The 25,121-nt window shown below is 71.3% G+C and carries 21 protein-coding genes; 11 read left to right on the top strand and 10 right to left on the bottom strand.

Translation table 11 applies throughout. From position 1 onward, the window contains the following. Positions 1-6: 6 nt before the first annotated feature. From OG194_RS42535 to OG194_RS42515, 5 genes are all read left to right on the top strand, one after another. Positions 7-1,107, top strand: coding sequence for an LLM class flavin-dependent oxidoreductase (locus tag OG194_RS42535; protein WP_327406054.1), 1,101 nt, complete (start codon positions 7-9; stop codon positions 1,105-1,107). A gap of 42 nt (positions 1,108-1,149) precedes the next feature. Continuing rightward, positions 1,150-2,157 carry an ABC transporter substrate-binding protein gene (locus OG194_RS42530; RefSeq protein WP_327406053.1) on the top strand — a complete coding sequence of 336 codons (1,008 nt, stop codon included), beginning with the start codon at positions 1,150-1,152 and terminating at the stop codon, positions 2,155-2,157. Beyond that, positions 2,154-3,260: an acyl-CoA dehydrogenase family protein gene (locus tag OG194_RS42525; protein WP_327406052.1), complete on the top strand. Its 1,107-nt coding sequence runs from the start codon at positions 2,154-2,156 to the stop codon at positions 3,258-3,260. Before OG194_RS42530 ends, OG194_RS42525 begins: the two co-directional genes overlap by 4 nt. Beyond that, positions 3,257-4,639 carry an FAD-binding oxidoreductase gene (locus tag OG194_RS42520; RefSeq protein WP_327406051.1) on the top strand — a complete coding sequence of 461 codons (1,383 nt, stop codon included), beginning with the start codon at positions 3,257-3,259 and terminating at the stop codon, positions 4,637-4,639. Before OG194_RS42525 ends, OG194_RS42520 begins: the two co-directional genes overlap by 4 nt. Before the next feature lie 194 nt (positions 4,640-4,833). After that, positions 4,834-6,255, top strand: a complete 1,422-nt coding sequence (locus tag OG194_RS42515) for a family 2B encapsulin nanocompartment shell protein (protein WP_327406050.1) — start codon at positions 4,834-4,836, stop codon at positions 6,253-6,255. A 13-nt stretch (positions 6,256-6,268) separates the two neighbouring features. Here the strand turns inward: OG194_RS42515 and OG194_RS42510 are convergent, their stop codons facing one another. The 6 genes from OG194_RS42510 to OG194_RS42485 all read right to left on the bottom strand — a co-directional run bounded on the left by OG194_RS42510 (position 6,269) and on the right by OG194_RS42485 (position 11,815). Then, positions 6,269-7,183 (bottom strand): PfkB family carbohydrate kinase, encoded by a 915-nt coding sequence (locus OG194_RS42510; RefSeq protein WP_327406049.1) that lies wholly within the window; start codon positions 7,181-7,183, stop codon positions 6,269-6,271. Next, positions 7,180-8,184: an ADP-ribosylglycohydrolase family protein gene (locus tag OG194_RS42505; protein ID WP_327406048.1), complete on the bottom strand. Its 1,005-nt coding sequence runs from the start codon at positions 8,182-8,184 to the stop codon at positions 7,180-7,182. Before OG194_RS42505 ends, OG194_RS42510 begins: the two co-directional genes overlap by 4 nt. Positions 8,185-8,214: 30 nt before the next feature. Further along, on the bottom strand, positions 8,215-8,922 hold the full coding sequence (locus tag OG194_RS42500; protein ID WP_327406047.1) for a GntR family transcriptional regulator: 708 nt from the start codon (positions 8,920-8,922) through the stop codon (positions 8,215-8,217). Further along, positions 8,919-9,473 carry a cysteine hydrolase family protein gene (locus OG194_RS42495; RefSeq protein ID WP_327406046.1) on the bottom strand — a complete coding sequence of 185 codons (555 nt, stop codon included), beginning with the start codon at positions 9,471-9,473 and terminating at the stop codon, positions 8,919-8,921. Before OG194_RS42495 ends, OG194_RS42500 begins: the two co-directional genes overlap by 4 nt. Then, positions 9,470-10,954 (bottom strand): purine-cytosine permease family protein, encoded by a 1,485-nt coding sequence (locus tag OG194_RS42490; protein ID WP_327406045.1) that lies wholly within the window; start codon positions 10,952-10,954, stop codon positions 9,470-9,472. The genes OG194_RS42495 and OG194_RS42490 overlap by 4 nt, the downstream gene beginning before the upstream one ends. A gap of 78 nt (positions 10,955-11,032) precedes the next feature. Continuing rightward, complete coding sequence (locus tag OG194_RS42485) at positions 11,033-11,815, bottom strand: DUF899 family protein (protein ID WP_327406044.1); 783 nt, start codon at positions 11,813-11,815, stop codon at positions 11,033-11,035. Positions 11,816-12,064: 249 nt separating this feature from the next. Here OG194_RS42485 and OG194_RS42480 point away from each other — a divergent pair, with 249 nt between their 5' ends. The 4 genes from OG194_RS42480 (at position 12,065) to OG194_RS42465 (ending at position 16,415) form a co-directional block, all read left to right on the top strand. Further along, positions 12,065-13,261 (top strand): cytochrome P450, encoded by a 1,197-nt coding sequence (locus tag OG194_RS42480; protein ID WP_327406043.1) that lies wholly within the window; start codon positions 12,065-12,067, stop codon positions 13,259-13,261. 156 nt (positions 13,262-13,417) lie between these two features. Further along, positions 13,418-14,641 carry a cytochrome P450 gene (locus OG194_RS42475; RefSeq protein ID WP_327406042.1) on the top strand — a complete coding sequence of 408 codons (1,224 nt, stop codon included), beginning with the start codon at positions 13,418-13,420 and terminating at the stop codon, positions 14,639-14,641. Positions 14,642-14,790: 149 nt separating this feature from the next. Next, on the top strand, positions 14,791-15,570 hold the full coding sequence (locus tag OG194_RS42470) for a polysaccharide deacetylase family protein (RefSeq protein ID WP_327406041.1): 780 nt from the start codon (positions 14,791-14,793) through the stop codon (positions 15,568-15,570). 185 nt (positions 15,571-15,755) lie between these two features. Then, the gene (locus OG194_RS42465; RefSeq protein WP_327406040.1) at positions 15,756-16,415 is read left to right on the top strand and encodes a YceI family protein; all 660 of its coding nucleotides are present in this window, start codon (positions 15,756-15,758) and stop codon (positions 16,413-16,415) included. A gap of 133 nt (positions 16,416-16,548) precedes the next feature. On the opposite strand, the gene OG194_RS42460 is transcribed toward OG194_RS42465, so the two are convergent. Together OG194_RS42460 and OG194_RS42455 are read right to left on the bottom strand one after the other, a co-directional pair. Then, the gene (locus OG194_RS42460; RefSeq protein WP_327406039.1) at positions 16,549-18,156 is read right to left on the bottom strand and encodes an amidohydrolase; all 1,608 of its coding nucleotides are present in this window, start codon (positions 18,154-18,156) and stop codon (positions 16,549-16,551) included. Beyond that, a complete protein-coding gene (locus OG194_RS42455; RefSeq protein ID WP_327406038.1) occupies positions 18,149-18,361 on the bottom strand; it encodes a hypothetical protein in 213 nt (70 codons plus the stop codon). Before OG194_RS42455 ends, OG194_RS42460 begins: the two co-directional genes overlap by 8 nt. Positions 18,362-18,443: 82 nt before the next feature. Between OG194_RS42455 and OG194_RS42450 the strand changes: the two genes are divergently transcribed. Both OG194_RS42450 and OG194_RS42445 read left to right on the top strand, forming a co-directional pair. Further along, entirely contained in the window at positions 18,444-21,335 is a 2,892-nt protein-coding gene (locus tag OG194_RS42450; protein ID WP_327406037.1) for a helix-turn-helix transcriptional regulator, read from the top strand. A gap of 141 nt (positions 21,336-21,476) precedes the next feature. After that, positions 21,477-23,099 (top strand): S53 family peptidase, encoded by a 1,623-nt coding sequence (locus OG194_RS42445; RefSeq protein WP_327406036.1) that lies wholly within the window; start codon positions 21,477-21,479, stop codon positions 23,097-23,099. A gap of 114 nt (positions 23,100-23,213) precedes the next feature. On the opposite strand, the gene OG194_RS42440 is transcribed toward OG194_RS42445, so the two are convergent. Together OG194_RS42440 and paaE are read right to left on the bottom strand one after the other, a co-directional pair. Continuing rightward, complete coding sequence (locus OG194_RS42440; RefSeq protein WP_327406035.1) at positions 23,214-23,981, bottom strand: enoyl-CoA hydratase/isomerase family protein; 768 nt, start codon at positions 23,979-23,981, stop codon at positions 23,214-23,216. A gap of 8 nt (positions 23,982-23,989) precedes the next feature. Then, a complete protein-coding gene (gene paaE, locus OG194_RS42435; protein WP_327406034.1) occupies positions 23,990-25,093 on the bottom strand; it encodes a 1,2-phenylacetyl-CoA epoxidase subunit PaaE in 1,104 nt (367 codons plus the stop codon). Positions 25,094-25,121: the final 28 nt, after the last annotated feature.

Raw genomic sequence — 25,121 nt, 5'->3', positions numbered from 1 at the left:
TCGCTCATGCCTGTCGAGTTCATCAGCGCCGTCCACACCGACTCCGGGGCCTCGGGTCCCGCAGCGTCGAGCCGTACCGGCTTCGACGTCGGCCATCTGCGCAAGTACGCCCGCGCGTTGGACGACGGCGGCTTCGACCACACCCTGGTCGCCTACCACTCGGCCTCGCCCGACGCCTTCCAGGTCGCCCAGTTCGTCGCCACCCACACCGAGCGCGTCCGCCCGATCCTCGCGCACCGCCCCGGCGTCATCTTCCCGACGCACGCGGCCCGCGCCCTGGCCACGCTTGACCGGATCAGCAATGGCCGGCTGACGCTGCACATCATCTCCGGCGGCAGCGACGAGGAGCAGCGCCGGGAGGGCGACTACCTCAACAAGGCCGAGCGGTACGAGCGTTCGGACGAGTACATCCAGATCCTGCGCAAGGTGTGGCAGGCCGACGGGCCGGTCTCGCACGAGGGCAAGCACTTCCGGTTCGAGGGCTACTACTCCGACGTGAAGCCGGTGAACGGCCTCGTCCCGATCTCCGTCGGCGGCTCCTCCCAGGACGCGTACCGGGTGGGCGGGCAGCAGGGCGACATCTTCGGGCTGTGGGGCGAGCCGCTGAAGGAGACGGCCGAGCAGATCGCCGCCGTCAACGCGGTCGCGGATGCCGCCGGGCGCCCGCACCCCCGTATCTGGGTGTCGTTCCGCCCGATCATCGCGCCCACCGAGGAACTCGCCTGGGAGAAGGCCCACCGCACCCTCGGCGTCCTCAAGGACCAGGCGAAGAACACCGAGTTGCTCCGCCACTACCGCACCACAGGGCGCCCCGCGAACGTCGGCTCGCAGCGCCTCCTCGACATCGCCGAGCGCGGCGAGGTCCAGGACCGCTGCCTGTGGACCGCCCCCGCCGTCGCCACGAATGCCGCGGGCGCGTCAACTGCCCTTGTGGGCACGCCCGAGACGGTCGCGCAGGCGCTGCTCGACTACGTCGACATCGGCTGCGACCTGCTGTCGATCCGCGGCTACGACCCGCTCAACGACGCGATCGACTACGCCCGGCACGTCCTGCCGCTGGTCCGCCAGGAACTCGCCCACCGCGCGACGACCTCGCAAGCCGCCTGACCCGTCCCCCTCCCTGATTGCGAACTCCCCTATGGAGACCCCGTGTTGTTCCGCCGTTCCCTGCGCGCGTCCGCCGCCGCCCTCGCCCTGCTGCTCCCCTTCGCCGCCGCCTGCGGAGGCAGCGCGAAGGCCGAGTCCTCGACCGACGTCTCCTCCGTGACCTTGCGGGTCGGCGACACCGGCTGGAAGGTCGGCGAGGCCGTCCTCAAGTACGCCCACCTCGACGACACCCCGTACAAGGTGAAGTGGAGCCTGTTCCAGGGCGGAGACCTGCAACTCCAGGCGATCCGCGCCGGAGCACTGGACCTGGCCTCCTCCAGCGAGATCCCGCCCATTTTCTCGGCGGCCGACGGCAACCCCAACTTCAAGGTCGTGGCCGTCCAGCGCGGCACCACCCTCAACCAGGAAGTCATCGTCCCCAAGGGCTCCAAGGTGACCGACATCGCCGACCTGAAGGGCAAGAAGGTCGGCTACGTCCAGAACACCACCGCCCACTACTTCCTCTACGAGCTGCTCAAGCGGGCCGGATTGACCTGGTCCGACATCGACGCCAAACCGCTGCTCCCCAACGACGGCCTCGCTGCCCTGAACGGCGGCTCCATCGACGCCTTCGCCTCCTACGGCACGTCGGTCATCACCGCACACCAGCAGGGCGCGACGACGGTCGGCTCCGGCGCGGACATCCTCTCCGGCAACTTCCTCTGGTCCGCCCGCGACAGCGTCCTGAAGAGCCCCGCCCAGCGGGCCGCCGCTGCCGACCTGATCGCCCGGATCTCCAAGGCGTACGCCTACGTCCGCGACGGCCACGAGGACGGCTTCGCGAAGGTCACCGCCGACGCCACCCACCAGCCCGTGGCCCAGGCCAAGTCGGACCTGGTAGCCGCGCAGAAGCAGCGTCCGACGCAGGCCAGGACGGTCGGCGCCGACACCATCGCCTCCCAGCAGAAGGTCGCCGACGCCTTCACCGAACTCGGCGCGCTCAAGAAGCACTTGGACGTGAAGTCCTTCTGGACCACCGCACTCAACTCCGACCTGAAGAAGGCACTGTGACCGCCCGCATCGCCGAACTGGCCGCCGGCTACGACCAGTCGGGCGCCTTCCCCGCCGACTCCCTCCGCATCGCCCACGAGGCCGGGCTCCTCACCGCGACCATCGGCGAGTCCTACGGCGGCCGGGGCGCCCGGGTCGAGGAGAGCGCGCGCATCCTCCACCGGATCGGCCAGGGCGACCCGTCCGTCGCCCTGATCGCCGCGATGACCCTCAACACGCACGCCCGGCAGGCCGTACAGCCGCACTGGCCCGAGGAGTTGTACGCGCGGATCGTCAAGGAGTCCTTCGAACGGCCGGTGCTCGTCAACCACGCGCGCGTGGAACCCGAGTTGGGCTCCCCCGCACGCGGCGGGCTCCCCTCCACCCTCGCCCGGCGCACCCCGGACGGCTGGTCGCTGAGCGGCACCAAGCGCTTCGTGACCGGTGCGGAGGGCCTGGACTGGTTCCTGGTGTGGGCCACCACCGACGAACCGGAGCCGCGCGTCGGCACCTTCCTGGTGCCCGGCGGCTCCCCCGGCATCGACATCACCGGCCGCTGGGACCAGTTGGGGCTGCGGGCCAGCGGCAGCCACGACGTGACGTTCCGGGACGTGGAGATCCCGTACGAGCACGTCATCGGCATCGGCCCGCACGGCGCGTCCGCCGAGCAGGACAACCGGGCCGGCGCCTCCCTCCATCTCCCCCTCGCAGCCCTCTACTTGGGGGTGGCACGAGCGGCACAGTCCTTCTTCCACACGTTCGCCCACGCGCGCGTCCCCGCCAACCTCGGTCATCCGGTGGCCCGTACGGAACGCTTCCGCAGGACCGCCGGGGAGATCGAGGTACTGCTGACCGCCGCCGAGCAGCTGGTGTTCGGCGGGGCCGCCCGGGTGGACTCCGCCGACTCCTCGTACACCCCCGAACAGGCCCTGGGCGCACGCGTGTTGGCGGACCGGCACGGCGTGCGGGCGGTCGAGCTGGCCGTACGGCTGCTCGGCAATCCCGGGCTCGCGCGCGGCAATCCGCTGGAGCGGCACTTCCGGGACATCCAGTGCGCGCCCGTGCACGCGCCCCAGGAGGACATCTCCCTGCTCGCGATCGGAACGAAGGCGTTGAACCCGTGACCACAGCTCCCCCCACCACCCCCACCGCCGCCGCCCGGCTGCTCGGTCTGCTCGCCCGGGATCTGCCGCCCGACCAACTCGCCACGGATCCACGCACGTTGGGCGGGTACACCACGGACCGTTCGGGCACCCGCCCTGACGGTGTCCCGCTCGCCGTGGTGCACGCGCGGCGCACCGAGGACGTGACCGTCACGCTCCGGCACGCGAACGCGCTGGGCGTGCCGGTGGTGCCGCGCGGTGCGGGCACCGGTCTGTCGGGCGGGGCGTCGGCTGGTGAGGGCGTGCTCGTCCTGGACCTTTCCGGGATGAACCGCATCCTCGAACTGTCGGCCGACGACCAGCTCGCGGTGGTCGAACCGGGCGTGATCACCGCCGAGTTGGACCGGGCGGCGGGTGCGCACGGGCTGCGGTACGCGCCCGATCCGGCGAGTGCGGCGATCTCGACGATCGGCGGGAACATCGCGACCAACGCGGGCGGGCTGCGGTGCGCGAAGTACGGGGTGACGCGGGACAGCGTGCTCGGTCTGGAGGCCGTCCTCGCCGACGGGACGGTGGTCACGACCGGTCGCCGTACCGTCAAGGGGGTCACCGGTTACGACCTCACCGCGCTGCTGACCGGCTCGGAGGGCACCCTCGCCGTCATCACCTCGGCGACGCTGCGGCTACGACCGGTGCCGGTGGCGACCGCGACGCTGGCCGCGTACTTCGACTCGTTCGAGGCGGCGGCCGAGGCGTCGTACGCGATCGGGCGGGCCGGGGTCGTGCCGGCGCTCGCGGAGCTGCTGGACGGGCCGGTGCTGCGGGCCGTCGACCCGGCGTTGGGCGAGCGCGGGTCGGCGTTGCTGCTGGTGCAGTGCGACGGGGCGGGGGCGGCCATCGAGGCGGAGCAGGTGGCGCGGGTGCTGGCGCCGACGGCCACGAGCGTGGAGACCACAGCGGACCCGGTCGAGGCGGAGGCCCTGCTCGCGGCCCGGCGGCTCGCCCTGCCCGCGCTGGAGCGGCTGGGCCGGCCGCTGATCGAGGACATCGCCGTGCCCCGGTCGCGGCTCGCGGAGGCGGTCCGTGAGATCCGCGCCATCTCGGCCCGGCACGACGTGCCGGTGTACACGCTCGCGCATGCCGCGGACGGCAACCTCCATCCGATCATCGTGGTCGATCCGGCCCTCGACCGGCTGCCGGACGCGGCCTGGGAGGCGGCCGGCGAGATCTTCGCGCTGGCGTTGCGCCTGGGCGGGACGCTGACCGGCGAGCACGGCGTGGGCGTGCTGAAGCGGCAGTGGGTGGCGGACGAACTCGGGCCCACCGCCCACGCGTTGCAGCGACGGCTGAAGGAGGCGTTCGATCCCCGGGGCATCCTCAACCCCGGCAAGACGCTCTGAGGCGTCCCGGATCGGATACCGCCGAACGGGTGAGGGCGAGTGATCCGGGGGTGGTGCGGGAGCACGTGCTTTTGGCATGTGCCTCGACCGCCGTCCGAAGTCATCACTCGTCGTGACCGACAACGGGTAGCTCTACGCACGGAATGTGACGGACGCAGTCGTCCCGTCACCCGTGCGACAGGAGAGAAGGCACCATGTCGGTCGACACCGGTACCGCGCCCGAGGCGGGCGCCGAGGAGCGGGAACAGCAGAGCCTCGGTACCGCCGCGGCACGCACTCTGGCGACCACGACCAAGTCCGAACCCCAGATGCAGGGCATCAGTTCACGCTGGCTGACCCGCTTGCTGCCCTGGGTGAACGTGCCCGGCGGCACCTATCGCGTCAACCGCCGCCTGTCGTACACGCGGGGCGACGGACGGGTGACGTTCGTCCAGACCGGCGCACAAGTGCGGGTCGTCCCGGCCGAGTTGAGCGAACTGCCGCTGCTGCGTGGCTTCGCGGACTCCGACGCGCTCGGCGCGCTGGCCGAGCGGTTCGAGCAACGGGAGTTCGCACCGGGCCAGTTGATCGTGGACGCGGGCCGCCCCGCCGACCAGGTGTTCCTGATCGCGCACGGCAAGGTGGAGCAACTCGGTGAGGGCCCCTACGGCGACGAGGCGGTCACCGGTCTGCTGGCCGACGGCGACACCTTCGGCGGCCGGGTGCTCGCCGACCCCGACGGCAGCTGGGAGTTCACGGCCCGCGCGGCGACGGCCACCACGGTGCTGGCGCTGCCGCACTCGGCGTACCAGGCCGTCGCGGAACGGCACCCGGAACTGAGCGCGCACGTCGCGTCGGTCGCCTCGGACGAGCACGGCCCGGTCAACCCGTTCGGCGAGGCGGCGATCAACCTCAGCGCCGGACATGTCGGCGAGCCGGACCTGCCGGGCACGTTCGTGGACTACGACCTCGCGCCGCGCGAGTACGAACTCGGCGTCGCCCAGACCGTGTTGAAGGTGCACAGCCGCATCACCGACCTCTACAACCAACCGATGAACCAGACCCAGCAGCAACTCCGGCTCACGATCGAGGCGTTGCGCGAGCGGCAGGAGAACGAGCTGGTCAACAACCGGGACTTCGGCCTGCTGCACAACGCCGACTACGACCAGCGGATCTCCACCCACTCCGGGCCCCCGACCCCCGACGACCTCGACGAACTCCTCAGCATGCGGCGCGACACCCGCTACCTGTTCGCCCATCCGAGGGCCATCGCCGCATTCGGCCGCGAGTGCAACAAGCGGGGCGTCTACTTCAGCGGCATCGACGTCGGCGGCCACCATCTGCCCGCCTGGCGCGGGGTGCCGCTGCTGCCGTGCGGCAAGATCCCGGTCAGCGCGTCCCGCACGTCGTCGATCATCGCGATGCGCACCGGCGAGGACGACCAGGGCGTGATCGGCCTCCACCAGACGGGCATCCCGGACGAGATCGAACCGGGCCTCAACGTACGGTTCATGGGCATCAACGAGCAGGCGATCATCTCCTACCTGGTGAGCACCTACTTCTCGGCTGCCGTCCTGGTGCCGGACGCGATCGGCATCCTGGAGAACGTCGAGGTCTCCCGCCGGGACGGCAACTGACCCCGGTGCAGGGCTAGTTCAGGAACGCGTCCAACCGTGCCGTGTCCGGCGCCGTGGCCGGGCCCGACGCGGTGACGGCCAGGGCGGCGCCCGCGTTGGCCCGGTGAGCGGCGGCCACCGGGTCGACACCCCGAGCCAGGGCGGCCATGAACACCCCGGTGTGCGCGTCGCCGGCGCCGTTGAGATCGACGGCGTCGACGGCGAACCCGGGGACGGCGACGAGGCGTTCGCCGTGGTGCAGGAGACAACCGTCGGGGCCGGTACGGACAAGCACCGAGCCGCGCCCCAGCCGGGATTGGAGGATGCTGGCGGCTTCGGCCGGGTCGTCGGCCCCCGTGAGCAGCGCGGCCTCGCGGGCGTTGCAACTCCACCAGTCGGAGCGGGCGAGCAGCAACTCCACAGCCTCAGCGGGGATTTCGTGGACCAGCGGCCCCGGGTCGGTGACCAGCGTGACGGCCGGGTCCAGTCGGGGCAGGAGGTCGAGCAGGGCGGTGCGGTTGCTGTCGTAGAGCAGGCTGTACCCGGTGATGTACACCAAGTCGCCTGCCCTGGGCCGGAGTTCGGCCAGGTCAGCGGGGGTGAGAGCGGCCTCGGCGCCGGGGCTGGTGACGAAGGTGCGCTCGCCGTCCGCGTCCACCAGGCAGACCACGAAGCCGGTGTCCGGTTGAGGGCGCGGTGCGAGCAGGACGTCGATGCCCTCGGACCGCAGCGCGGCGCGGGCCCGGTCGCCGAAGGGGCCGGTGCCGTGCGCTCCCGCATAGGTCACCGCAAGCCCCTGCCGGGCCGCGGCTGCCATGACGTTGAAGCCGCCGCCCGGGGTGTGCTCGGTGCGGGTGGCGAGGACATCGCCGCCGCGCTCGGGGAGGGCGGGGACTTCGAGGACCAGGTCGACGACGACATTGCCGAGGTGCCACAGCCTGCCGCTCACGGCCGGGCCCGGAGTCCGAGCAACGCGGCGGCCGTCGAGTCCAGTCGGAGCTTCGGGTTGACGCGTACGAGCGTTTCCCGCGCGTCGGCCGGGAACGCGTCGACACCGTGGCAGGCACCGCCGACGGCACCCGCGATCGCGGCGATGGTGTCGCAGTCCCCGCCGACGGACGCGGCCAGCAACACGGCCCGCCAGGGGTCGTCGGGACAGGCCGCCAGCACGGCGAAGGCAGCGGGCACGGACTCCTGTGTGGCGAGACTCGTCCCGACCAACGCGTAGACCCGCTCGCAGAGTTGGGCCTCGGTCAGGCCCCGCACCAACCCCGTCGCCCAGACGATCCGCTCGGCGACGTCGGCGGCGGCTACCCAGTGTCCCCGCCCCGCCGCCAACCGGGCCGCCGACACGGCCACTTCGACCGCCTCCGGAACCGACGCCCCGTCAACTCCCGCGCTCACAGCGGCGGCCACGGCCGCGGCACCGGCGAGCGCGACCCCGGTGTTGTGGGTCAGGCTGCTGGCCTCGACCACCCGGTCCACCAACTCGGCCGGGTCGGCGACCGACACCGCGATACCCACGGGGGCGATCCGCATCGCGGCGCCGTTGGTGGTTCCGTAGCGCCCGACCTCGTCAACCGGGGTGCCCGCGAGGACGAGTTCCACCGCGCGCTTGGTGGACGGCCCGAGGAGGTCGAGCGAGCCGCGGGCCCGCATGTCGTCCTCCCAGGCGACCAGGCGCCGGGCGAGTTCCGACGGGTCGACACGGCCCTTGCCGTCGAGGAGCAACTGGGCGAGGAGCAGGGCCTGTTCGGTGTCGTCGGTGACCGCGCCGGCCGGCATCCCGGCGGCGAGCGGATGGTCGGGGTCGGCCGGTTGGAAGCCGGTCAGGAACGGGCCGTAGCGTGCCGTGATCTGTGGGCGGGACAGCATCTGGGTCGGCATGCCGAGGGCGTCTCCGAGGGCGAGCCCGTGGAGGGCTCCGGTGGCGCGGCTCTGGAGGGTCATGGGTACTTTCCGGGGAGGCGGGGGCGCGGGTCAGCCGAATTCGAGGGTCAGTTGGAAGTGGTCGGGGTCGAGGAGGCTCACGACATGTTCGACGAAGGAGCCGTCGGCCGCCCGGCTGGTCCGCCGCGTGTCGAGGAACCAGTCACCCGGTTCGCGGCGCAGCAGCTCCGCCTCCCGCCCGTCGATCCGCCGCCCGCTCACCCGCTGCTCACCGTGGTCGGCCCGCAGTCCGGCCCGCAGCATGACGTCGGTCAGCGAATCCTGACCGAGCCCGCGGGAAGGCAACTCGCGCACCCCGGGCACAGGCGGCAGAAAGCTGCGTTCGTACGACACGACGACCGCGTCGGCGGCCAGTTCCCGTATCCGTTCGACGCATACGAACTCGGCGGTGTTCAGGGTGAGTTGACGGGCGAGTCGCTCGTCCCGCCGGGCGTCCACGGTGAGGGTCCGGACCCGGGTGTCGATGCCCTGGGTGGCCAGTGCGTGGGCCCAGCCGAGGCGGTCGTCGAGGGGACGTCCGTCGAAGAGGACGTAGGAGCCCTTGCCGGTGCGGGTGGCGATCAGGCCGGCCTCGCTGAGTTCGGCGAGGGCCGCGCGCACGGTCGTACGGCTGACGCCGAAGCGTTGGGCCAGGGCGTGTTCGCCGGGGAGTTGCTCACCGGCGGGGCGGTGGCCGCTGCGGATCTCCTTGGCGAGGACGTCGGTGATGCGCTGGTGTTTGAGCCGGACGCCGGTCACGAGGTCTCCCCGACCGCCTCGGCGACGGTGACCACCCGGATCAGGGGCCGGTAGAGGTCCATGACGTGCAGGGCCTTGGCGTGGGAGTCGTCGTCCACGCCGGCGCAGGCGTCGGCGACGACCAGGACCTCGACTCCTGCGTCGGCGGCGGCGAGTGCCGTGGACAGGACGCAGCAGTCGGTGCTGACTCCGGCGAGGACGAGGCGGCCGGTGGGGGCGACGCGTTCGGCGAGTTCCGGGGTCCACTTGCCGAAGGTGGGCGCGTCCACCAAGTGCCGTGCCCGCGTGGCGAATTCGTCGGTCAGTTCCCAGAGTGGGGCGTCCGGGGGCTGGAGGGCGAAGGGCCACTGGTCGTAGTAGGCGCGCCAGGCGCCCTCGGGTTTGTCGGGAGCCACGAAGCGGGTGAAGGTGACGCGTTCACCGAAGGCCGGCAGCAGTCGTCGTACGCCTGCCGCCGCCTCGGTGAAGCGGGGCGTGGCCCAGGGACTGTCGGGTTCGGCGAAGACGCGTTGCATGTCGATGACGGCGAGGTGGCCGGGTGCGGTGGTCATACGGCGGGCACCGCCTCCGGGCTCGGGGCCTCGGCTTCCTGCCGCTGGACGCGGGCGCGGCCCAGCGCGAGGGTGCCGAGGAAGCCCAGGGCGAGGGCGACCAGCACGCCGAGGTTGGCGTAGGCCCAGGAGCCGGACTTGCCGCCGAGGCCGAACGGGTCGAGCAGATAGCCCTGCCAAGTCAGCCAGCTGGCGGCCGTGTTGGTGACCAGGCCCCAGCCGATCGCGGTGGCGGCGAGGGTGAGGAGGAGCGGGGTGAGTGCCACGTCGCCGTAGCGGCCGGTCGGGCGGAAGAGGTCGCCCTCGTCGTAGTCGCGGCGGCGCAGGGCGAGGTCGGCGAGCATGATGCCGCACCAGGCGGCGATGGGGACGCCGAGGGTGGTGAGGAAGCCCATGAACTGGCCGAGGAAGTCGTCGGCGAAGAACACGATGTAGACGGAGCCCGCGATCATCAGGACGCCGTCGACGAGCGCGGCGAGGTAGCGCGGCACCCGGAGTCCGGCCGACAGCAGGGCCAGTCCGGAGGAGTAGATGTCGAGGACCGCGCCGCCGACCAGGCCCAGGACGGCCACCACGGCGAACGGGACCAGGAACCATGTGGGCAGGATCGTCGTCAGCGCGCCGATCGGGTCGGCGGCGACCGCCTTGTTGAGCGTACTGGAGGAACCGGCGAGCAGCAGGCCGAAGACCAGCAGGAGCAGCGGGGCGACGGAGGCGCCGAAGGTGGTCCAGCCGATCACGCCTCTGCCGGACGAACTCCGGGGCAGATAACGGGAGTAGTCGGCGGCGGCGTTGACCCAGCCGAGGCCGAAGCCGGTCATCATGAACACCAGCGCGCCGATGAACTCCTGGGCGGAGCCCGCCGGTACGGCGCTCACCGTGCTCCAGTGGATGTGGTCGGCGACAAGCGCGATGTAGACGATCGTGAGCACTCCGGTGACCACGGTGATGACCGTCTGGAGCCGCATGATCAGGTCGAAGCCCATGACGCCGCCCACGACGGTCAGCGCGCCGACCAGGATCAGCGCGACCACCTTGGTCTCGGTGCCGCCGCCCCAGCCGAGCCTGCTGAACACGGTCGCGGTGGCCATCGTCGCGAGGGCGGTGAGGACGGTCTCCCAGCCGACGGTGAGGACCCAGGAGATCACCGAGGGCAGCCGGTTGCCGCGCACGCCGTAGGCGGCGCGGCTCAGCACCATCGTCGGCGCGGAGCCGCGCTTGCCGGCGACCGCGATGAAGCCGCAGAGCAGGAACGAGAAGACGATCCCGATGACACCGGCGACGAGCGCCTGCCAGAAGGAGATCCCGAAGCCGAGCGCGAAGGCGCCGTAGCTCAGTCCAAGAATGGAGACATTTGCTCCGAACCATGGCCAGAACAAGGTACTTGGGGTGCCTTTGCGTTCGGCGTCGCCGATCACATCGAGGCCGTGTGTCTCGACCTGGAGCTGCCGGGACTGGGAAGTCTGGGAGGAGTCCGCCATCGTCGACCTACCTGTCTAGACGTGTTCAGTCGAGGCTAGGTGTGAGGGTGACGGGCGTCAAGGGGAGGCGTGGGCGCGTCAGTGGCAGTCGCCGTGGCGGCCGAGGGTCTCCACGGGGGTCGCTCCGGGGCGGATCCACTGCGGGACGGGACGGCTGGTCCCGCCCCAGGTGGCGTTCCCGTCGGCGTCCGAGCGCCAGTACCAGCAGGCGTCGCGGCCGGGCGGGTACCCCTCGGGGTTGTCCTGCCAGGCCTCGCCGCGGCCGTAGGGCGTCATGTCGAGCAGGGCGAGGGAGCCGTTGACGGGCTCGTTGCCGCGGCCTGTCGTGGAGTAGGTGAGGAACACGCGGTCGCCGTCGCGCAGGAAGGCGAGGATGTGGCCCATTCCGCCGCCGATCGGCGCGTCCAGGCCACGTACCGAGTACCAGGGCTCCGTGTAGCCCATGAACTCGACGTACGGAGCCACCTCGTCCCACGCGCCCGTGGTCAGGACGGCGTACGAGACGCCCCGGGCGTTGAGGTAGACGGCGTCCTTCATGTGCCAGGCCGTGGTGGTGCAGCCCTCGCACTGGCCCTGGTGGGGTGCGTGGTCGTGCCACATGTGCTGGTACACCACAAGTTCGTCGCGCCCCTCGAACAGGTCGAGGAACGGGACCGGTCCGTCGGAGCCGACGACCTCGACCTTCCCGTCGAGCTCGACCATCGGCAGCCGCCGCCGGGCCGCGGCGATCGCGTCCCCCTCACGGGTGTGCGCCTTCTCGCGGATCAGCAGTTCGTCGCGCGCCGCGTTCCAGGTGGCGATGTCCACGACGGGCGGCTTGCCGGGAAGGTCGCTGCTCGCGGTGCCGGGTGTGGTCGTCATGGGGTCCTCCGTGGTGTGTCGTTTGGGAGTCGTTCCGGGCAGCGTCGTACGACGTACTACGGCGCTCACCGGATCAGACCCCCGAGCCGACCGAAACTCATCGCGGCATCTTGCCCTGTCCGGCTGTTCCGCTCACCGGCACAGCACGCGACACGGCACCGATCCGTCAGCAGGCTGTTCCCATCGGTCGGGGCGTCACGCGTACCGCACCACGGGTGCCGCGCTTCCGCGATCTCGAAGGGGGCCGCCATGGAGTCGTCCGGGACACGTCAGGGGTACGGCGAGGCCGCCCGCGCTCCCCGCGGAGGCCGCGCCCGCGCCCACGACACGTTGGCCCTGCTGAGCGCGGAGTTCGACGAGGGGCACGACGTGTGGCGCTCGGCCATGGGCACGGTGTGTGTGGCCGGGCCGGAGTCCGCCCGGGCGGTGCTCGGCAACCGGGACGCGGCCGTCGTCGAGGCCTCCGACTTCTACAAGACCCGGCACGGGGACTTCGGGCCCCGTGCGGCGCAGATCCGGATCGGGCGCTCGGCCCGTTCCCTGATACGCCGTCACCTGGACGCTCGGCGCTTGGAGTTGGCAGGTCTGGTCGCCGAAATGCTCGCCCCCAGCGCCGTCTGGCCCGACGCCGGGAACCTGCTCGTCCTCCGCCACCTGCGAGACGTCCTGCTGCACCGGGACGCGCCGCCCCAACTGCACGTCACCGTCGAGCAGATCGTGCGCCGAGCGGTTTTGGCGGGCGCGCGGCGTCGGCACTCGCCGCCGTCCCGACTGCTCTTCCGGCGGCGGGCGTTGAGCGTGCTGCACGCCGAAGTACGTGCCCGGCAGCGGGAGTTGGCCCGCTGCCCCGATCCACGCGACCTGCTGGACGTCGTCGTGGACGAGAGCGAACCCGGGGCGGACCCGAAGGACCTCGCCGAGGTCTATCTCTCCTTCCTGTTCGCCACCGTCGGCTCGGTCGGCTTCGCGCTCGGCTGGTCGGTGTATCTGCTCGGCACTCACCCCGACTCCCTTGCCGCGGAACCGAGTTGGACGGTGCGGGAGGCGCTGCGGCTGTGGCCGGTGGCGTGGTTGTTCGCGCGGACGCCGAGCCATGCGCAGACGCTCGGCGGGGCGGAGGTGACCCCGCGCGACCTCCTCGCCGTCTGCACCTATCTGGTGCACCGGCATCCCGGGTACTGGGAGCGGCCGGACGAGTTCGTGCCGGAGCGCTGGGCGGGGACGGTGCCGGAGGCGGCGTATCTGCCGTTCGGGTACGGGCCGCACACCTGCGCCGGGGCGACCGTCACCATGCGGCTCCTCGAAGACCTCGTCCAACTCCTCACCCGTGACTGGCGGTTGTCGGTCACCCAGGACGGCGCCGGGCCTCAGGTGGGCCCGGCCCTCGCTCCACCGCGTTTCACCGCGGTGCTGAGCGCCCGCACCGACTGTCCCGGAGGGAGGTGAACGCGCATGCACGCCCTGTACCTCAAGGCGAAGTCCGTCCTCAACATCCGAGGCTCGTACGGACAGTTCTGGTACCTGTATCACCACATCTGACCGGCCCGGCGCGGGGAACCACCGAGCGGCCGGCTCCCCGCGCCCCACGAGGGGACGCTCATCATGACCACCCCGCAGCACCCCGAGGACTTCCTGCACTCCATCCGCACGCGCAGCGCCGCCGAGGACGGGATCTTCTGGGTCGACGACACCCGGCTCGGTGTGTTCGAGCCGGAGGCGGCGCGCCGGGTCAGCGCCACGAACTGGCGCCGGTTCGTCCTGCACGACCGGCTGATCGACATGCTGCTGCGGCGGCGCAGTCCCGAGGTGCGGTGGAGCCAAATCCGTTCCGCCTGGCTCACCCAACTGCACACGCTGGCCACGGCGGAGCAGCACGGCGCTCTGATCGACCGCATGGAGCGGATCATCGACGAGCGGCTCGGCGAGGACGTCGACCTGGTGATGCTCACCCAGGACGTGGCGCTGCGGTCCATGCTGCCGGTCGCGCTGTCCGGTCTCACCTCCGGCGAGGCCCAACTGGTCCGCCGTGACCTGGAGATGAAGCTGCTGCGGCTCGTCTCGCCCGAGCCTGCCGGGATTTGGCATCATCTGCGGTTCATCGTCGTACAGCTGCGGTCCGGGCTCGTGGTGCGCCGGGTGCTGCGACAGCGCGCGCACGGGAAGCGGAAGCGCGAGCTGGATCTCGCCGATCCGTTCGTCGACCTGTTGCCCCAACTCGGCATGGACCGCGCGCTGGACGTGGTGACCACCGTCCTCACCGCGATCGGCGGCCCGCCCGGCACCGCCGCCGCGAGTCTGCTGTACGAGTTCGTCCGGCATCCCGAGTGGCAGGAGCGACTCGCCGAAGAACTGGGCGCCGTGGACCCGGTGGCGTTCCGTACGGCTCCGACGCACGCGGCTCCGGTGACGCACCGGTTCGTGAAGGAGGTGCTGCGGCTGTGGAGCCCGCCGCTGCTGCTGGTCCGGCGCAACCAGTTCCCCTTCGACTTCGGCAAGACCCGGCTGGAGCCCGGTGATTGGTATCTGCTGAGCCCTCATCTCATCCACCGTGACGAGCGGGTGTGGAAGCGGCCGGACGTCTTCGACCCGGACCGTTTCCTGCCGGGCGCGCCGCACGGTCCGGCCGACCGTACCTGTTATGTGCCGTTCGGCTGGGCGCCCAAGAAGTGCGTCGGCGCCAATATCGGGACCGTCCAACTGATGGGCCTGTGCCATCTGTTGTGCACCCGGTACCGGTTGACCGTCGACCACCCCGAGAAGCTCACGATGGCGCTCCGCTTCGCGCCGGTCCCGGAGGACTTCCGCGGGCGTCTCACGCTGCGGTAGCGAAACCTCCTGGGCGTCCGCTCGTTGAGGGTGCGTCTCGGAACTCCCGCGAAATTGTCCGTGATCCGTAACAGGCGCATCCTCCCCCGCCTTTACGCCGTCCTGACGAGTGCACGGAGTCGATCAAACAGGACAAGGGCAGGGCTGACATGGCACGGCACGGTGGGCGGGGTTGGTACGGGCGGGTCCTCGCGGCGGCGGTCGGGGTGACCGCGGTGGCGGCGGCGACGTCGGTGTGGACCGCGCAGGCCGGTGTCGTCGACAGGCAGGGTGCCGGGGCCTCGCGTCCCTCCGCCGGGAGTTCGGGTCCCGCCCGGATCACCACCGTGTCCGAGGAGATCGTGCACGCCTCCGACAAGGGCGCCCACGCCGTCAACATCACGATCGACGACGGGCCGGACCCGACCTGGACACCGCAGGTGCTCCACGTGCTCAAGGAGTACGGGGTGAAGGCCACGTTCTGCATGATCGGCCCCGAGGCCGAGGCCCACCCCGACCTGGTCAAGGCGGTCGTGGCGGCCGGGCACCGGCTGTGCGACCACACGGTCTCGCACGACACCACGATGGACAAGAAGTCCGAGGCCTACCAGTCACAGGAGATCCTGAACGCCGCGAGCATGATCACCAAGGCGTCGGGGGGCGTACGACCGGAGTACTACCGCGCGCCGGGCGGCGCCTTCACGCCGTACAGCCGGCACCTCGCCGCCTCGCAGGGGATGCGCCCGCTGGGCTGGAACGTCGACTCCAAGGACTTCGAACTCCCGGGCACGGACGCCATCATCGCCACCGTCAAGTCCGAACTGTCCAATGGGCCGACGATCCTGTTCCACGACGCCGGCGGCGACCGCTCCGAGACCGTGGCCGCGCTGCGCGAGATCCTGCCGTGGCTGAAGCAGCAGGGTTATTCGTTCGGATTCCCGGTGCGCTGAACAGCGGCGTGCCGAACAGTGCGCCGAATTGGCATGCGCTGTTTTTCAGGTGACGAATATGTGTGGGAAATGTGGTAACGGCCCGCGAGGTGGCGGTATTTAACCGTGTCAGTGCCGATTCGCGCTGTCGGCGCCTCACAGCGAAGGCTTGCGGCGATTTCAGGCGTGCAGTAACTACGTGACACATGAACCTGTTCAACCGTGCTGCGCCCCTCCGCCGCTCGGCACCCCCCGCCGCCCCGAAACGCCCCGCCGCCCCACCGGCGTTCACCTCCTCCGGCCTGCCCGATCCCGCCCTGGCGGAGCTGACCGGCGAGTGGATGATCGACCCCGCGCACAGCCGGATCGGCTTCTCCGTCCGGCACGCGATGGTGACGACCGTGCGCGGGTCTTTCGCCGAATACAAAAGCCGGCTCTACTTCGACGGCCGCAACCCCGCCCGTTCGCAAGCCGAGATCGTGGTGTCCACCGGAAGCGTCGACACCGGCGTGGAACAACGCGACGCCCACTTGGTCGGCCGTGACTTCCTGGACACCGCGACCTTCCCGCGGATGCGCTTCGCCAGTACCGCGGTGCAAATGGCGGGCAACGATGTCTACCGCATGCTCGGCGATCTCACCATCAAGGACGTCACCCGGCCCGTCGTCCTGGAACTCACCTATATCGGCCATGTCACCGACCCGTTCGCCGTCGAGCGCGTCGGCTTCGACGGCACCACCACCATCGACCGTTCCGACTGGGGTCTGACCTACAACTCCCGGCTGGCCGAGGGCGGTGCGATGGTGAGCGAGAAGGTGCGGCTCCAGTTCGACATCGCGGCGATCCGGACGATGCCGGCCGCCTGACAAAACGTTTGCTCGCCCGGACGCCGTGCCGCTGCGCGCCGGGCGAGTCATGTGTTCGCAGTCGTTCCTGGTCGCTTCCAGTCGTCTCTTGTCGATTCGGTTGTCTCTTGTCGTTTCCGGTCCTGCGGTCTCCCTACCGGGTGACGAGACGTCCGCCGACGATCGTGTGGAGCGGGTTCAGGTCGCGCAGGGCGTCGCTCGGGCAGTCGGCGGGGTCCCGGTCCCAGACGGTGAGGTCGGCGAGGCGACCCGGGGCGAGGGTGCCGCGCAGATCCTGATCGCCGCACAGGCGGGCCGCGTTGACGGTGTGCAGGGTGAGCGCCTCGTCGTAGGTGATGGCGTGCTCGGGGCCCTTGACGCCGACGACGGTCTGGCGGGTGGTCATGCCGTAGACGGAGCGCATCGCGCCGAACTGGCCGACGGGGAAGTCCGATCCGGCGCTGACCTCGGCGCCCAGGTCGATCCAGCCGCGGGCCGGGAAGAGCCGGGCGACGCGTTCCGGACCCCAGAAGCCCTCCTCCACCTCGGCGGTGTCGTGCAGCAGGGGCTGCTGGATGGTGACGGGGATGCCCAACTCGACGGCGCGGGCCCGCTGTTCGGGACCGGCGAGACCGCCGTGCTCCATCACCAGCGTGCCGGCGGGCAGGCCGGGGTTGCGGGCGAGGACGCGCGCGTAGACGTCGAGGAGGGTGCGGACCGCGCGGTCGCCGTAGGCGTGGGTGCCGACGCGCCAGCCGCGCCGGACCACGGCCTCGACGGCCTCGACCATGGCGTCGGGCTCCCAGATCAGCGTCCCGGAGAAGGCGTGGTCGCAGGCGTACGGCTCCTCGGTGGCGCCGGCTTCGAGGCCGCCGTCGAGCCCGAACTTCACGCCCCACACCCGCAGCCACGGGTCGGAGCCGTCACGCCAGTCCTCCATGACGTCGAGCAGGTCCTCCACCTGGGCCGCGCTGGTCATGCCGAGCGCCGAAATCAGGGCGCGGACACGGATGTTGAGGGCGCCGGCCTCGTGGGCGGCCAGGAGGACGGCGTAGTCCTCGGGGGTGACCGCGCAGTCCCGGACGGTACCGATTCCGGTGGCGGCGTACTGCGCGGACGCCAGGCGCAGCCCGTCGATGCGCTGGGCACGGTCCGGCGCCGGGACCAGGCGGTCCACCAGGCCCAGCGCGTTGTCCACCAGCCGCCCGTTGAGCCGACCCTCGGCGTCGCGGCCGATGACGCCGCCCGGCGGTACGGGGGTGTCCTCGGTGATGCCCGCCAGGCGCAGCGCGTAGCTGTTGACGATGTCGTTGTGGCCGCCGCGCTTGACGAGGACGGGGTGCCGGTCGGTGGCCTGGTCGAGTTCGGCGGCGGTGGGCATCCGGCGCTCGGCGAGGTTGAGTTCCTGCCAGTTGGTGGTGGTGCGGATCCACTCGCCCTCGGGGGTCACCTTCGCCCGTTGCCGGATCAGGTCCAGGAACTCGGGGATGTCGTGGGCCTGGTGGACGGGCACGTCGTGCGCGCCGAGTGCCGCGTAGATGAGGTGGGTGTGCGTGTCGTCGAACGTGGGCAGCACGGTGGCGCCCGGCAGGTCGTGGACTGTCGTGCGCTCGCTCAGGAGGTGGTCGAGTCCGTTCGGGTCGGGCGAGAGGGCCACGACGCGGTCGCCCCGCACGGCCAGCGCCCGCTGCGGCGCCTGGCCGGGCACCCGTGTGTGGATCGCGTTCGCCCGGATCACCAGATCCGCTCCGTGATCAGTCATCGTTCTCTCCCACTTCTTCGCGACATCCGCTGACCAGGCTTTTGTACGGCCGGACTGCTGGTTCGCGCATATTTGGCGACTTCATGCGCAGGAAATACGTCACTGCTGGGATCTGTATAGAGATTGTGCGCCAAACGATCAGCGAGGTGAACCACCGGATCACGGCCGCAGCTCCTTCGTCGACCGGCGACACACCGACCGTCATTGACAAGCCGATTCCGTACCGGTTGTCATGAACACATGCCGAAATATCCGGGGCCCCGACGCGACCCGTCCCTGGACTCACCATGGAAGTACGGTCATTGACCGGGCGCCGCGAGCTGCTCGACACCGCCCGGGCCGAGTTGACGAACCGTCACGGAGTGCTTCTCCACGGCCCCGCGGGGATCGGCAAGTCCGTGCAGGTGGCCGCCCTGGTGGCGACCTCGGCCGCTCAAGTCCAGCCGCTCGGAGCGGTGTTGCACTGCTCCCCCGCCGAGGAGGACACCCGGCTCCCGTTCGCGGGTCTCGTCGACCTGTTCGCACGGGTGCCGGAAAGCTGCCTGGCGGCCTTGGCGCCTGAGCCCCAAGTGGCCTTGCGGGCAGCCCTGTTGCGCGGCGAGACACCGGACGGCGACCGGGACCGGCTCGCGATCCGCGTCGCCGTTCTCGACGTGCTGCGCACCCTCGCCGCGACCGGCCCCGTGCTGCTGGTCCTCGACGGTCTCCAGTGGCTCGACGAACCGACCGCCGAGGTGCTCGCCTTCGCCGTACGACGTGTCGAGGGCCTCGACGTACAGGTGATCGGCGCCGAGCGGGTGGCCGAGGGCGAGCAGCCCGAGCGGCCGCACTGCTGCCCGCCCGGCACCCTCGAACTGCCCGTGCCACCCCTGACGGACGACGAGGTGACACAACTCCTCCCCACCGACCTACCACCGGCGGTGCTGCGGGCCGTCCAGGACACCGCCGCCGGAAACCCTTGGTACGCACGAGAATTGGGGCGGGCGGCCCCGCGCGACGGAGCGGCCGTCGGTCTCGGCCGGACACTTCCCGTACCCCGACGCCTGCGCACCCTGCTCCTGGAACAGGTGCGCACGCTGCCCGATTCCGTGCGCCGCACCCTCCTCGTCGCGAGCGCCGCCGCCCGCCCCACACTCACGCTGCTGCGCGCGGCCGGACTCCACGACCCCGCCGCCGACCTCGCGGAGGCGGAGCGGCTCGGGGTCGCGACGGCCGATGCCGAGGGGACCGTACGCTTCCGGCATCCGCTGATCCGGGCCGCCGTGTACGCCGATGCTCCGGAGCACGACCGCCGGGAGGCGCACGCGCTGCTGGCCCGCCCGATCACCGAACCCGTGGAGCAGGCACGGCACTTGGCGCTCGCCCACCCGTACGAGGACGAGGCCACCGCCCGCACGCTGATGTACGCGGCCGAGTACGCCCGTCGGGACGGCGCGCCCGACGCCGCCTTCGAGTTGGCGGGGCTAGCGGCCCTGCGCACTCCCGGCGACCGTCCGGTGGAGCGTGCCGACCGGCTGTTGGCGGCGGCCGAATACGCCTGTGACGCCGGGCAGTTGGAGGAAGCGGGGCAGGCGGCCGAGACCGTGCTCGCCGGGTCGGGCTCCGCACGGCAGCGGGTGCGGGCACGGCTGGTCCTGCTGCGCAACGCCGGGCAGGCGTTGAAGGGGGCGCATGCCCTGATCGAGGAGGGGCTCCGGGACGCCGACGGCAATCCTGAGGCCGAGGCGTGGTTGCACCATTGGGCCGCCGTACGGGGCCTGCTGTGCGGGGAGTTGGAGGACGCGGCCCGGCATGCCCGGCAGGCGGCCCGGCAGGCGGCCCTGGTCGGTGACACGGAGACCCGGATCGGGGCGCTCGCCACGCTCGCCCGGGTGCGTTCGCTGGGCGGCGAACCGGTCGCCGCCGACGTCGCGTTGGAGGAGGCGCTCGCGCTGGCCGGCGGCGCCGGCGCGGGACCGGAGAGCTGGGGGCTGATCCGGATGCGGGCGATCCTCGCCCTGGACTCCGACAAGGTCACCGAGGCCCGGGAGCGGGTCACCGAACTCCTCGCGGAGATCGGGGAGTTCGCCGGGGTCGAGGAGGTCATGGCGACCCTGGTCGCGCTCACCCGTATCCAAGTACGCGCCGGGCACTGCCGGGAGGCCCTGGACACCGCCGCCCGCTGCACACGTGCCGTGGCCGAGACCGGCGTACAGGCCGCTCCGGCGCTCTACGCGGCGGCGCTCGCGGCGACCGCGGGCGGGACCGCCGACGAGGCGCGGCGGCTCGCCGGGCAGGCGGTGCGGGCCTCGGAGGCGGACGGCGACCGGCTGTTCCTGCTACGCGCGTTGGCGGTGCTGGGGCAGGCCGAGTTGCTCGCCGGTGACCCGCGTGGGGCCGCCGCCGCGGTCGAGGCGCTGCAACGCGTCAAGGAACTCGGCGCGGCCATGTCCGCCGCCGATCCGCCCCTGCTGCACTGGTACAGCGACCTGGCCGAGGCCCTGGTCGTGCTGGGCGAGACGGACGCGGCCGGGGCAGTGATCGACGAGGCCCGGAAGCGGGTGTCCGCCGACGCGCCCGGCAGCGTACTGGCGGCGCTGGAACGGGCGGAGGGGCTGCGCGAGGCGGGGCTCGGCCGGGCGAAGGAAGGGGCGGTGCGACTGCGGGCCGCCGTGGACCTGTTGCGTCAAGTCCCGTTGCCCGTGGACCTGGTGCGCACGCTGATCGCGCTCGGTGCGGTCGAGCGCCGGGCCCGGCACCGGAACGCGGCACGGACCGCGCTCGGCGAGGCGTGGGAGACGGCGACGCGGATCGGTGCCGTTCCGCTGGCGGCGCGGGCCGGGGACGAGTTGGCCCGGCTGGAGGCGGGTGACCGGGACGGTGAGGGCCGTCCCGAACTCACGCCCACGGAGGCGCGGGTGGCCGAACTGGTCGGCGGCGGGGCCACCAACCGGGAGGTCGCCGCGGAGCTGTTCATCAGCGTGAAGACGGTCGAGGGCACCCTGTCGCGGGTCTACCGCAAGGTCGGGGTCCGCTCGCGCACCGCGCTCGCCCACGCCATGGCGGTCGCCGTCATCGCGTCCGGCGCGGCCACCGTGAGCGTCGGCGACGACGACCAACAGCAGCTCACGACACCGGCGGTGACGATCAGTCAGCCCGGCCGGGTCCGTACCTCCCGGACGCTCGACAACCGCCGCTGACCTGTCATCCGCGGTTCACGTGACATCCGCAGTTAACACACAACGCAAGGGTTCCCCCGCTTATGCGGGTGGGGTCGATGTTCCTACGGTGAAGCCGTTCCGCTTCCGGGACAGCAACCCCCCACTCCTCGGAGGACCTCAGTGACGTCACGACTGAAACTGGTCGGTCTGGTCGCCGTACCGGCACTGCTCGCCGCCGCCGTCCCCAGCGCCTACGCCGCCGCCCAGCCGCACACAACTCGCGCCGCCATCGCGGGAGATGTCCTCAAGGGCCTGAACCACGACGCGGCCCGCACCGGCGCCGTCTCCGCCGCCAAACACATATCCGTGGCCATCAGCCTGACCCCGAGAAACAACAAGGGCCTCGACACCTTCATCTCGAACGTCAGTAATCCGCGGTCGAGTTCCTACGGCCACTATCTGACGAAGGCTCAGTTCGCGGCCCGGTTCGGCAGGACCGACGCCGAGGTGAAGCAGGTCAAGGAGTACCTGCGCGCCCAGGGTCTCACCGTCGGCAAGGTCCACTCGGGGAACCTGCTGGTCGATGCCAGCGGCACGGCTGCCCAGTTGGAGAAGGCGTTCGGCACCAAGCTGTCGACGTGGAAGGACGCCAAGTCGGGCCGCGCGTTCTACGCCAACGAGACCGCGCCGACCCTGCCGACCGGCATCGCCGGCCTGGTCAGCGACGTCACCGGCCTCAACAACCGCGCCCAGCTGCACCACCAGGCCACCGACACCGTCGCCCCGCGCAACGGTCCCGGCGGCGGCTACACCCCGGCGCAGCTCAAGGGCGGCTACAACGTCTCCGGTACGTACACCGGCAGCGGCCAGAAGATCGCGCTGCTGGAGTTCGACGGCTTCGCGCAGTCCAACATCACCAAGTACGACACCAACTACAGCCTGGGCTCCCCCACTCCGACCGTCTCGAAGGTGGACGGCGGTTCCGGCGCGCTCGGTGACGGACAGGTCGAGGTCGAGCTGGACATCGAGGTCCTGCACGCCATCGCCCCGAAGGCGAACGTCACCGTCTTCGAGGGCCCCAACTCCGACGCCGGCGAGGTCGACACCTACCAGGCCATCGTCGACAGCGGCATCCCGACCACCTCGATCAGCTGGGGCGCGTCCGAGAGCCAGCGCACCACCTCCAACATCAACGCCGTGGACGCCGTGTTCAAGGCGGGCGCGGCCGAGGGCCTCGGCTTCTACGCCGCGTCGGGTGACGACGGTTCGGACGACGCGGGCGACGGCACGACCACGGTCGACTACCCGGCCTCCGACCCGTACGTCACCGGCGTCGGCGGCACCAAGCTGACCGTCACCTCCGCCAACGCGTTCAGCAAGGAGGTGGCCTGGTCCGGCGGTGGCGGCGGCAAGTCCTCCGTCTTCAAGATCCCGAGCTGGCAGACCGCCGTCCAGAAGAGCGCCGGTGGCGGCTACCGCCAGGTCCCGGACGTCTCGGCGCACGCCAACCCGAGCCCCGGTGTCTCGATCTACTCGCAGGGCACCTGGACCTCGGTCGGCGGCACCAGCGCCGCCGCGCCCGAGTGGGCGGCCTTCGGCGCGCTCTACAACCAGCAGGCCGCGGCGTCCGGCAAGGCCAACCTCGGCTTCGCCAACCCCGCGCTCTACACGGCGAGCGGCACCGGCTTCCACGACATCACCAGTGGCAGCAACGGCGCGTACTCCGCCGCCACGGGCTGGGACTTCACCACCGGCTGGGGCTCGTACAACGCGGCGACCCTGGCGACGAAGCTGCTCGGCTGATCCACGAAGGCTGACTCACGAAGCCTGACGCACGACTGATGTGAAGCGCGGGCCGGGAATCGCTCCCGGCCCGCGCTTCGTCTCACCTGACCTTCGCTTCACCTGAACTTCGTCTCACCTGAACTTGGCTTTGCCGGGGCCCTCTTCGACGAAGCTCCGCATCCCGCGCTCACGGTCCTCGGTCGCGAACAGCCCCGCGAACCAAGTCCGTTCAACGGCCAGCCCGGTCTCGATATCCGTCTCCAACCCGGTGTCGATCGCTTCCTTCGCGGCGCGGAGTGCGATCGCCGGTCCCTGCGCGAGCTTCGCCGCCCACGCGTGCGCCTCGGTGTACACGTCGGCGGCGGGGGCGAGTCGATCGACGAGCCCGAGTGCGAGCGCCTCATCGGCCTTGACCATCCGCCCCGTGAAGATCAGGTCCTTCGCCTTCGAGGGACCGATCAGCCGCGCAAGCCGCTGCGTGCCACCCGCCCCCGGAATCAACCCGAGCAGAATCTCCGGCTGCCCCAACTTCGCGTTGTCGGCGGCGATACGGAAGTCGGCGCACAACGCCAACTCGCACCCCCCGCCCAGCGCATAGCCCGTGATCGCCGCGACCACCGGCTTCGGAATGCGGGCCACCGCCGTGAACGACTCCTGCAACGCCCGCGACCGTACGACCATCGCCGCATGGTCCATCCGCTGCATCTCCTTGATGTCCGCACCCGCCGCGAACACCTTCTCCCCGCCGTAGACCACCACGGCCCGCACATCGTCGCGACGCGAAGCCTCCTCGGCGAGTGCGCGCAGGCCGTCCTGGGTGGCGGCGTCCAGGGCGTTCATCGGCGGCCGGTCGAGGCGGATCGTGCCGACGCCGTCAGCGACTTCGAAGTGAAGTGTCATGGCAGGCCTCAGCTGTCGTAGTCGACGGCGAGGGTGTCGGACACGGGGAAGGTCTGGCAGGTGAGGACGTAACCGGCGTCGACCTCGGCGGGTTCGAGGGCGTAGTTGCGCCGCATGTCCGCCGTGCCGTCGGTGACCAGCGCGCGGCAGGTGCCGCAGACTCCGCCCTTGCAGGCGAAGGGCAGGTCGGGGCGGGTCTTCTGGGCGCCGTCGAGGATCGAAATGTCCTTGTGCAGGGCGGAGTTGGTGGTGCGGCCGTCGAGCGTGATGCTCACCTGGCTGACGGGGCCGTCGTAGGCCTTGTCGATGTGCTCGTTGGTCCGCACGGGCTCGTCGTCGGCGTAGAACAGCTCCTGGTGGACGCGTTCGACGGGGACGCCGAGTCCGGCGAGGACCTGCTGGGCGTCGCGGACCATGCCGTGCGGGCCGCACAGCCACCAGTGATCGGCGGTCTCCACGTCCACGAGGGCGTCGACGAGCGTGCTGAGCCGGTCGGCGTCGAGTCGGCCGGAGAGGATCTCCGCCTCACGCGGTTCGCGGGACAGGATGTGCGCCAGCTGGAAACGGCCGGGGTACAGGTCCTTCAGATCGGCCAGGTCGTCGGCGAACATCACGGTGTCGCTGCGCCGGTTGCCGTAGAAGAGCGTGACGCGGGAGCGGGTGTCGGCGGCGAGGACGGATTCCGCGATGGACAGCATCGGGGTGATGCCGGAGCCGGCGGCGATCAGGACGTGGTGGCCGGGGCTGGTCAGGTCGGGGGTGAAGGCACCGGTGGGGGCCATCACCTCGACGGTGTCGCCGGGCCGTACGTCGTTGACCAGCCAGGACGAGAACAGGCCGCCGGGGACGACCCGCACGCCGATCCGGGGCCGCGCGCCCGCCGGGGAGCAGATGGAGTACGAGCGCCGCTCGTCCCGTCCCTCGACCTCACGCCGCAACGTGAGCGACTGACCGGGCCGGTACGCGAACTCCTCGGCGAGGTCCCCGGGGATCTCGAAACTGATGGCGGCGGCGTCCTCGCACAGCGACTCGACGGCGGCGACCCGCAGAGCATGAAAGGCCGGGCGCCGACGCGCCGGGCGGGCGGGGGTGGTGGGGGCCGGGGCGGTCACTGGTCCACCGTCCTTTCCGCGAGCAGGC

Source organism: Streptomyces sp. NBC_01288 (assembly GCF_035982055.1).
Classification (GTDB): domain Bacteria; phylum Actinomycetota; class Actinomycetes; order Streptomycetales; family Streptomycetaceae; genus Streptomyces.
Note: the sequence above shows the minus strand (reverse complement) of the source record. Positions and strands in the feature narration are given on the sequence as shown.

What these genes read in the sequence shown, in the direction of transcription:
- OG194_RS42535 (WP_327406054.1), top strand. Translation starts at nt 7, where the DNA reads ATGCCTGTCGAGTTCATCAGCGCCGTCCACACCGACTCCGGGGCCTCG.
- OG194_RS42515 (WP_327406050.1), top strand. Translation starts at nt 4,834, where the DNA reads ATGTCGGTCGACACCGGTACCGCGCCCGAGGCGGGCGCCGAGGAGCGG.
- OG194_RS42505 (WP_327406048.1), bottom strand. Translation starts at nt 8,184, where the DNA reads ATGACCCTCCAGAGCCGCGCCACCGGAGCCCTCCACGGGCTCGCCCTC.
- OG194_RS42495 (WP_327406046.1), bottom strand. Translation starts at nt 9,473, where the DNA reads ATGACCACCGCACCCGGCCACCTCGCCGTCATCGACATGCAACGCGTC.
- OG194_RS42490 (WP_327406045.1), bottom strand. Translation starts at nt 10,954, where the DNA reads ATGGCGGACTCCTCCCAGACTTCCCAGTCCCGGCAGCTCCAGGTCGAG.
- OG194_RS42485 (WP_327406044.1), bottom strand. Translation starts at nt 11,815, where the DNA reads ATGACGACCACACCCGGCACCGCGAGCAGCGACCTTCCCGGCAAGCCG.
- OG194_RS42480 (WP_327406043.1), top strand. Translation starts at nt 12,065, where the DNA reads ATGGAGTCGTCCGGGACACGTCAGGGGTACGGCGAGGCCGCCCGCGCT.
- OG194_RS42475 (WP_327406042.1), top strand. Translation starts at nt 13,418, where the DNA reads ATGACCACCCCGCAGCACCCCGAGGACTTCCTGCACTCCATCCGCACG.
- OG194_RS42470 (WP_327406041.1), top strand. Translation starts at nt 14,791, where the DNA reads ATGGCACGGCACGGTGGGCGGGGTTGGTACGGGCGGGTCCTCGCGGCG.
- OG194_RS42465 (WP_327406040.1), top strand. Translation starts at nt 15,756, where the DNA reads ATGAACCTGTTCAACCGTGCTGCGCCCCTCCGCCGCTCGGCACCCCCC.
- OG194_RS42460 (WP_327406039.1), bottom strand. Translation starts at nt 18,156, where the DNA reads ATGACTGATCACGGAGCGGATCTGGTGATCCGGGCGAACGCGATCCAC.
- OG194_RS42455 (WP_327406038.1), bottom strand. Translation starts at nt 18,361, where the DNA reads ATGACGGTCGGTGTGTCGCCGGTCGACGAAGGAGCTGCGGCCGTGATC.
- OG194_RS42450 (WP_327406037.1), top strand. Translation starts at nt 18,444, where the DNA reads ATGGAAGTACGGTCATTGACCGGGCGCCGCGAGCTGCTCGACACCGCC.
- OG194_RS42440 (WP_327406035.1), bottom strand. Translation starts at nt 23,981, where the DNA reads ATGACACTTCACTTCGAAGTCGCTGACGGCGTCGGCACGATCCGCCTC.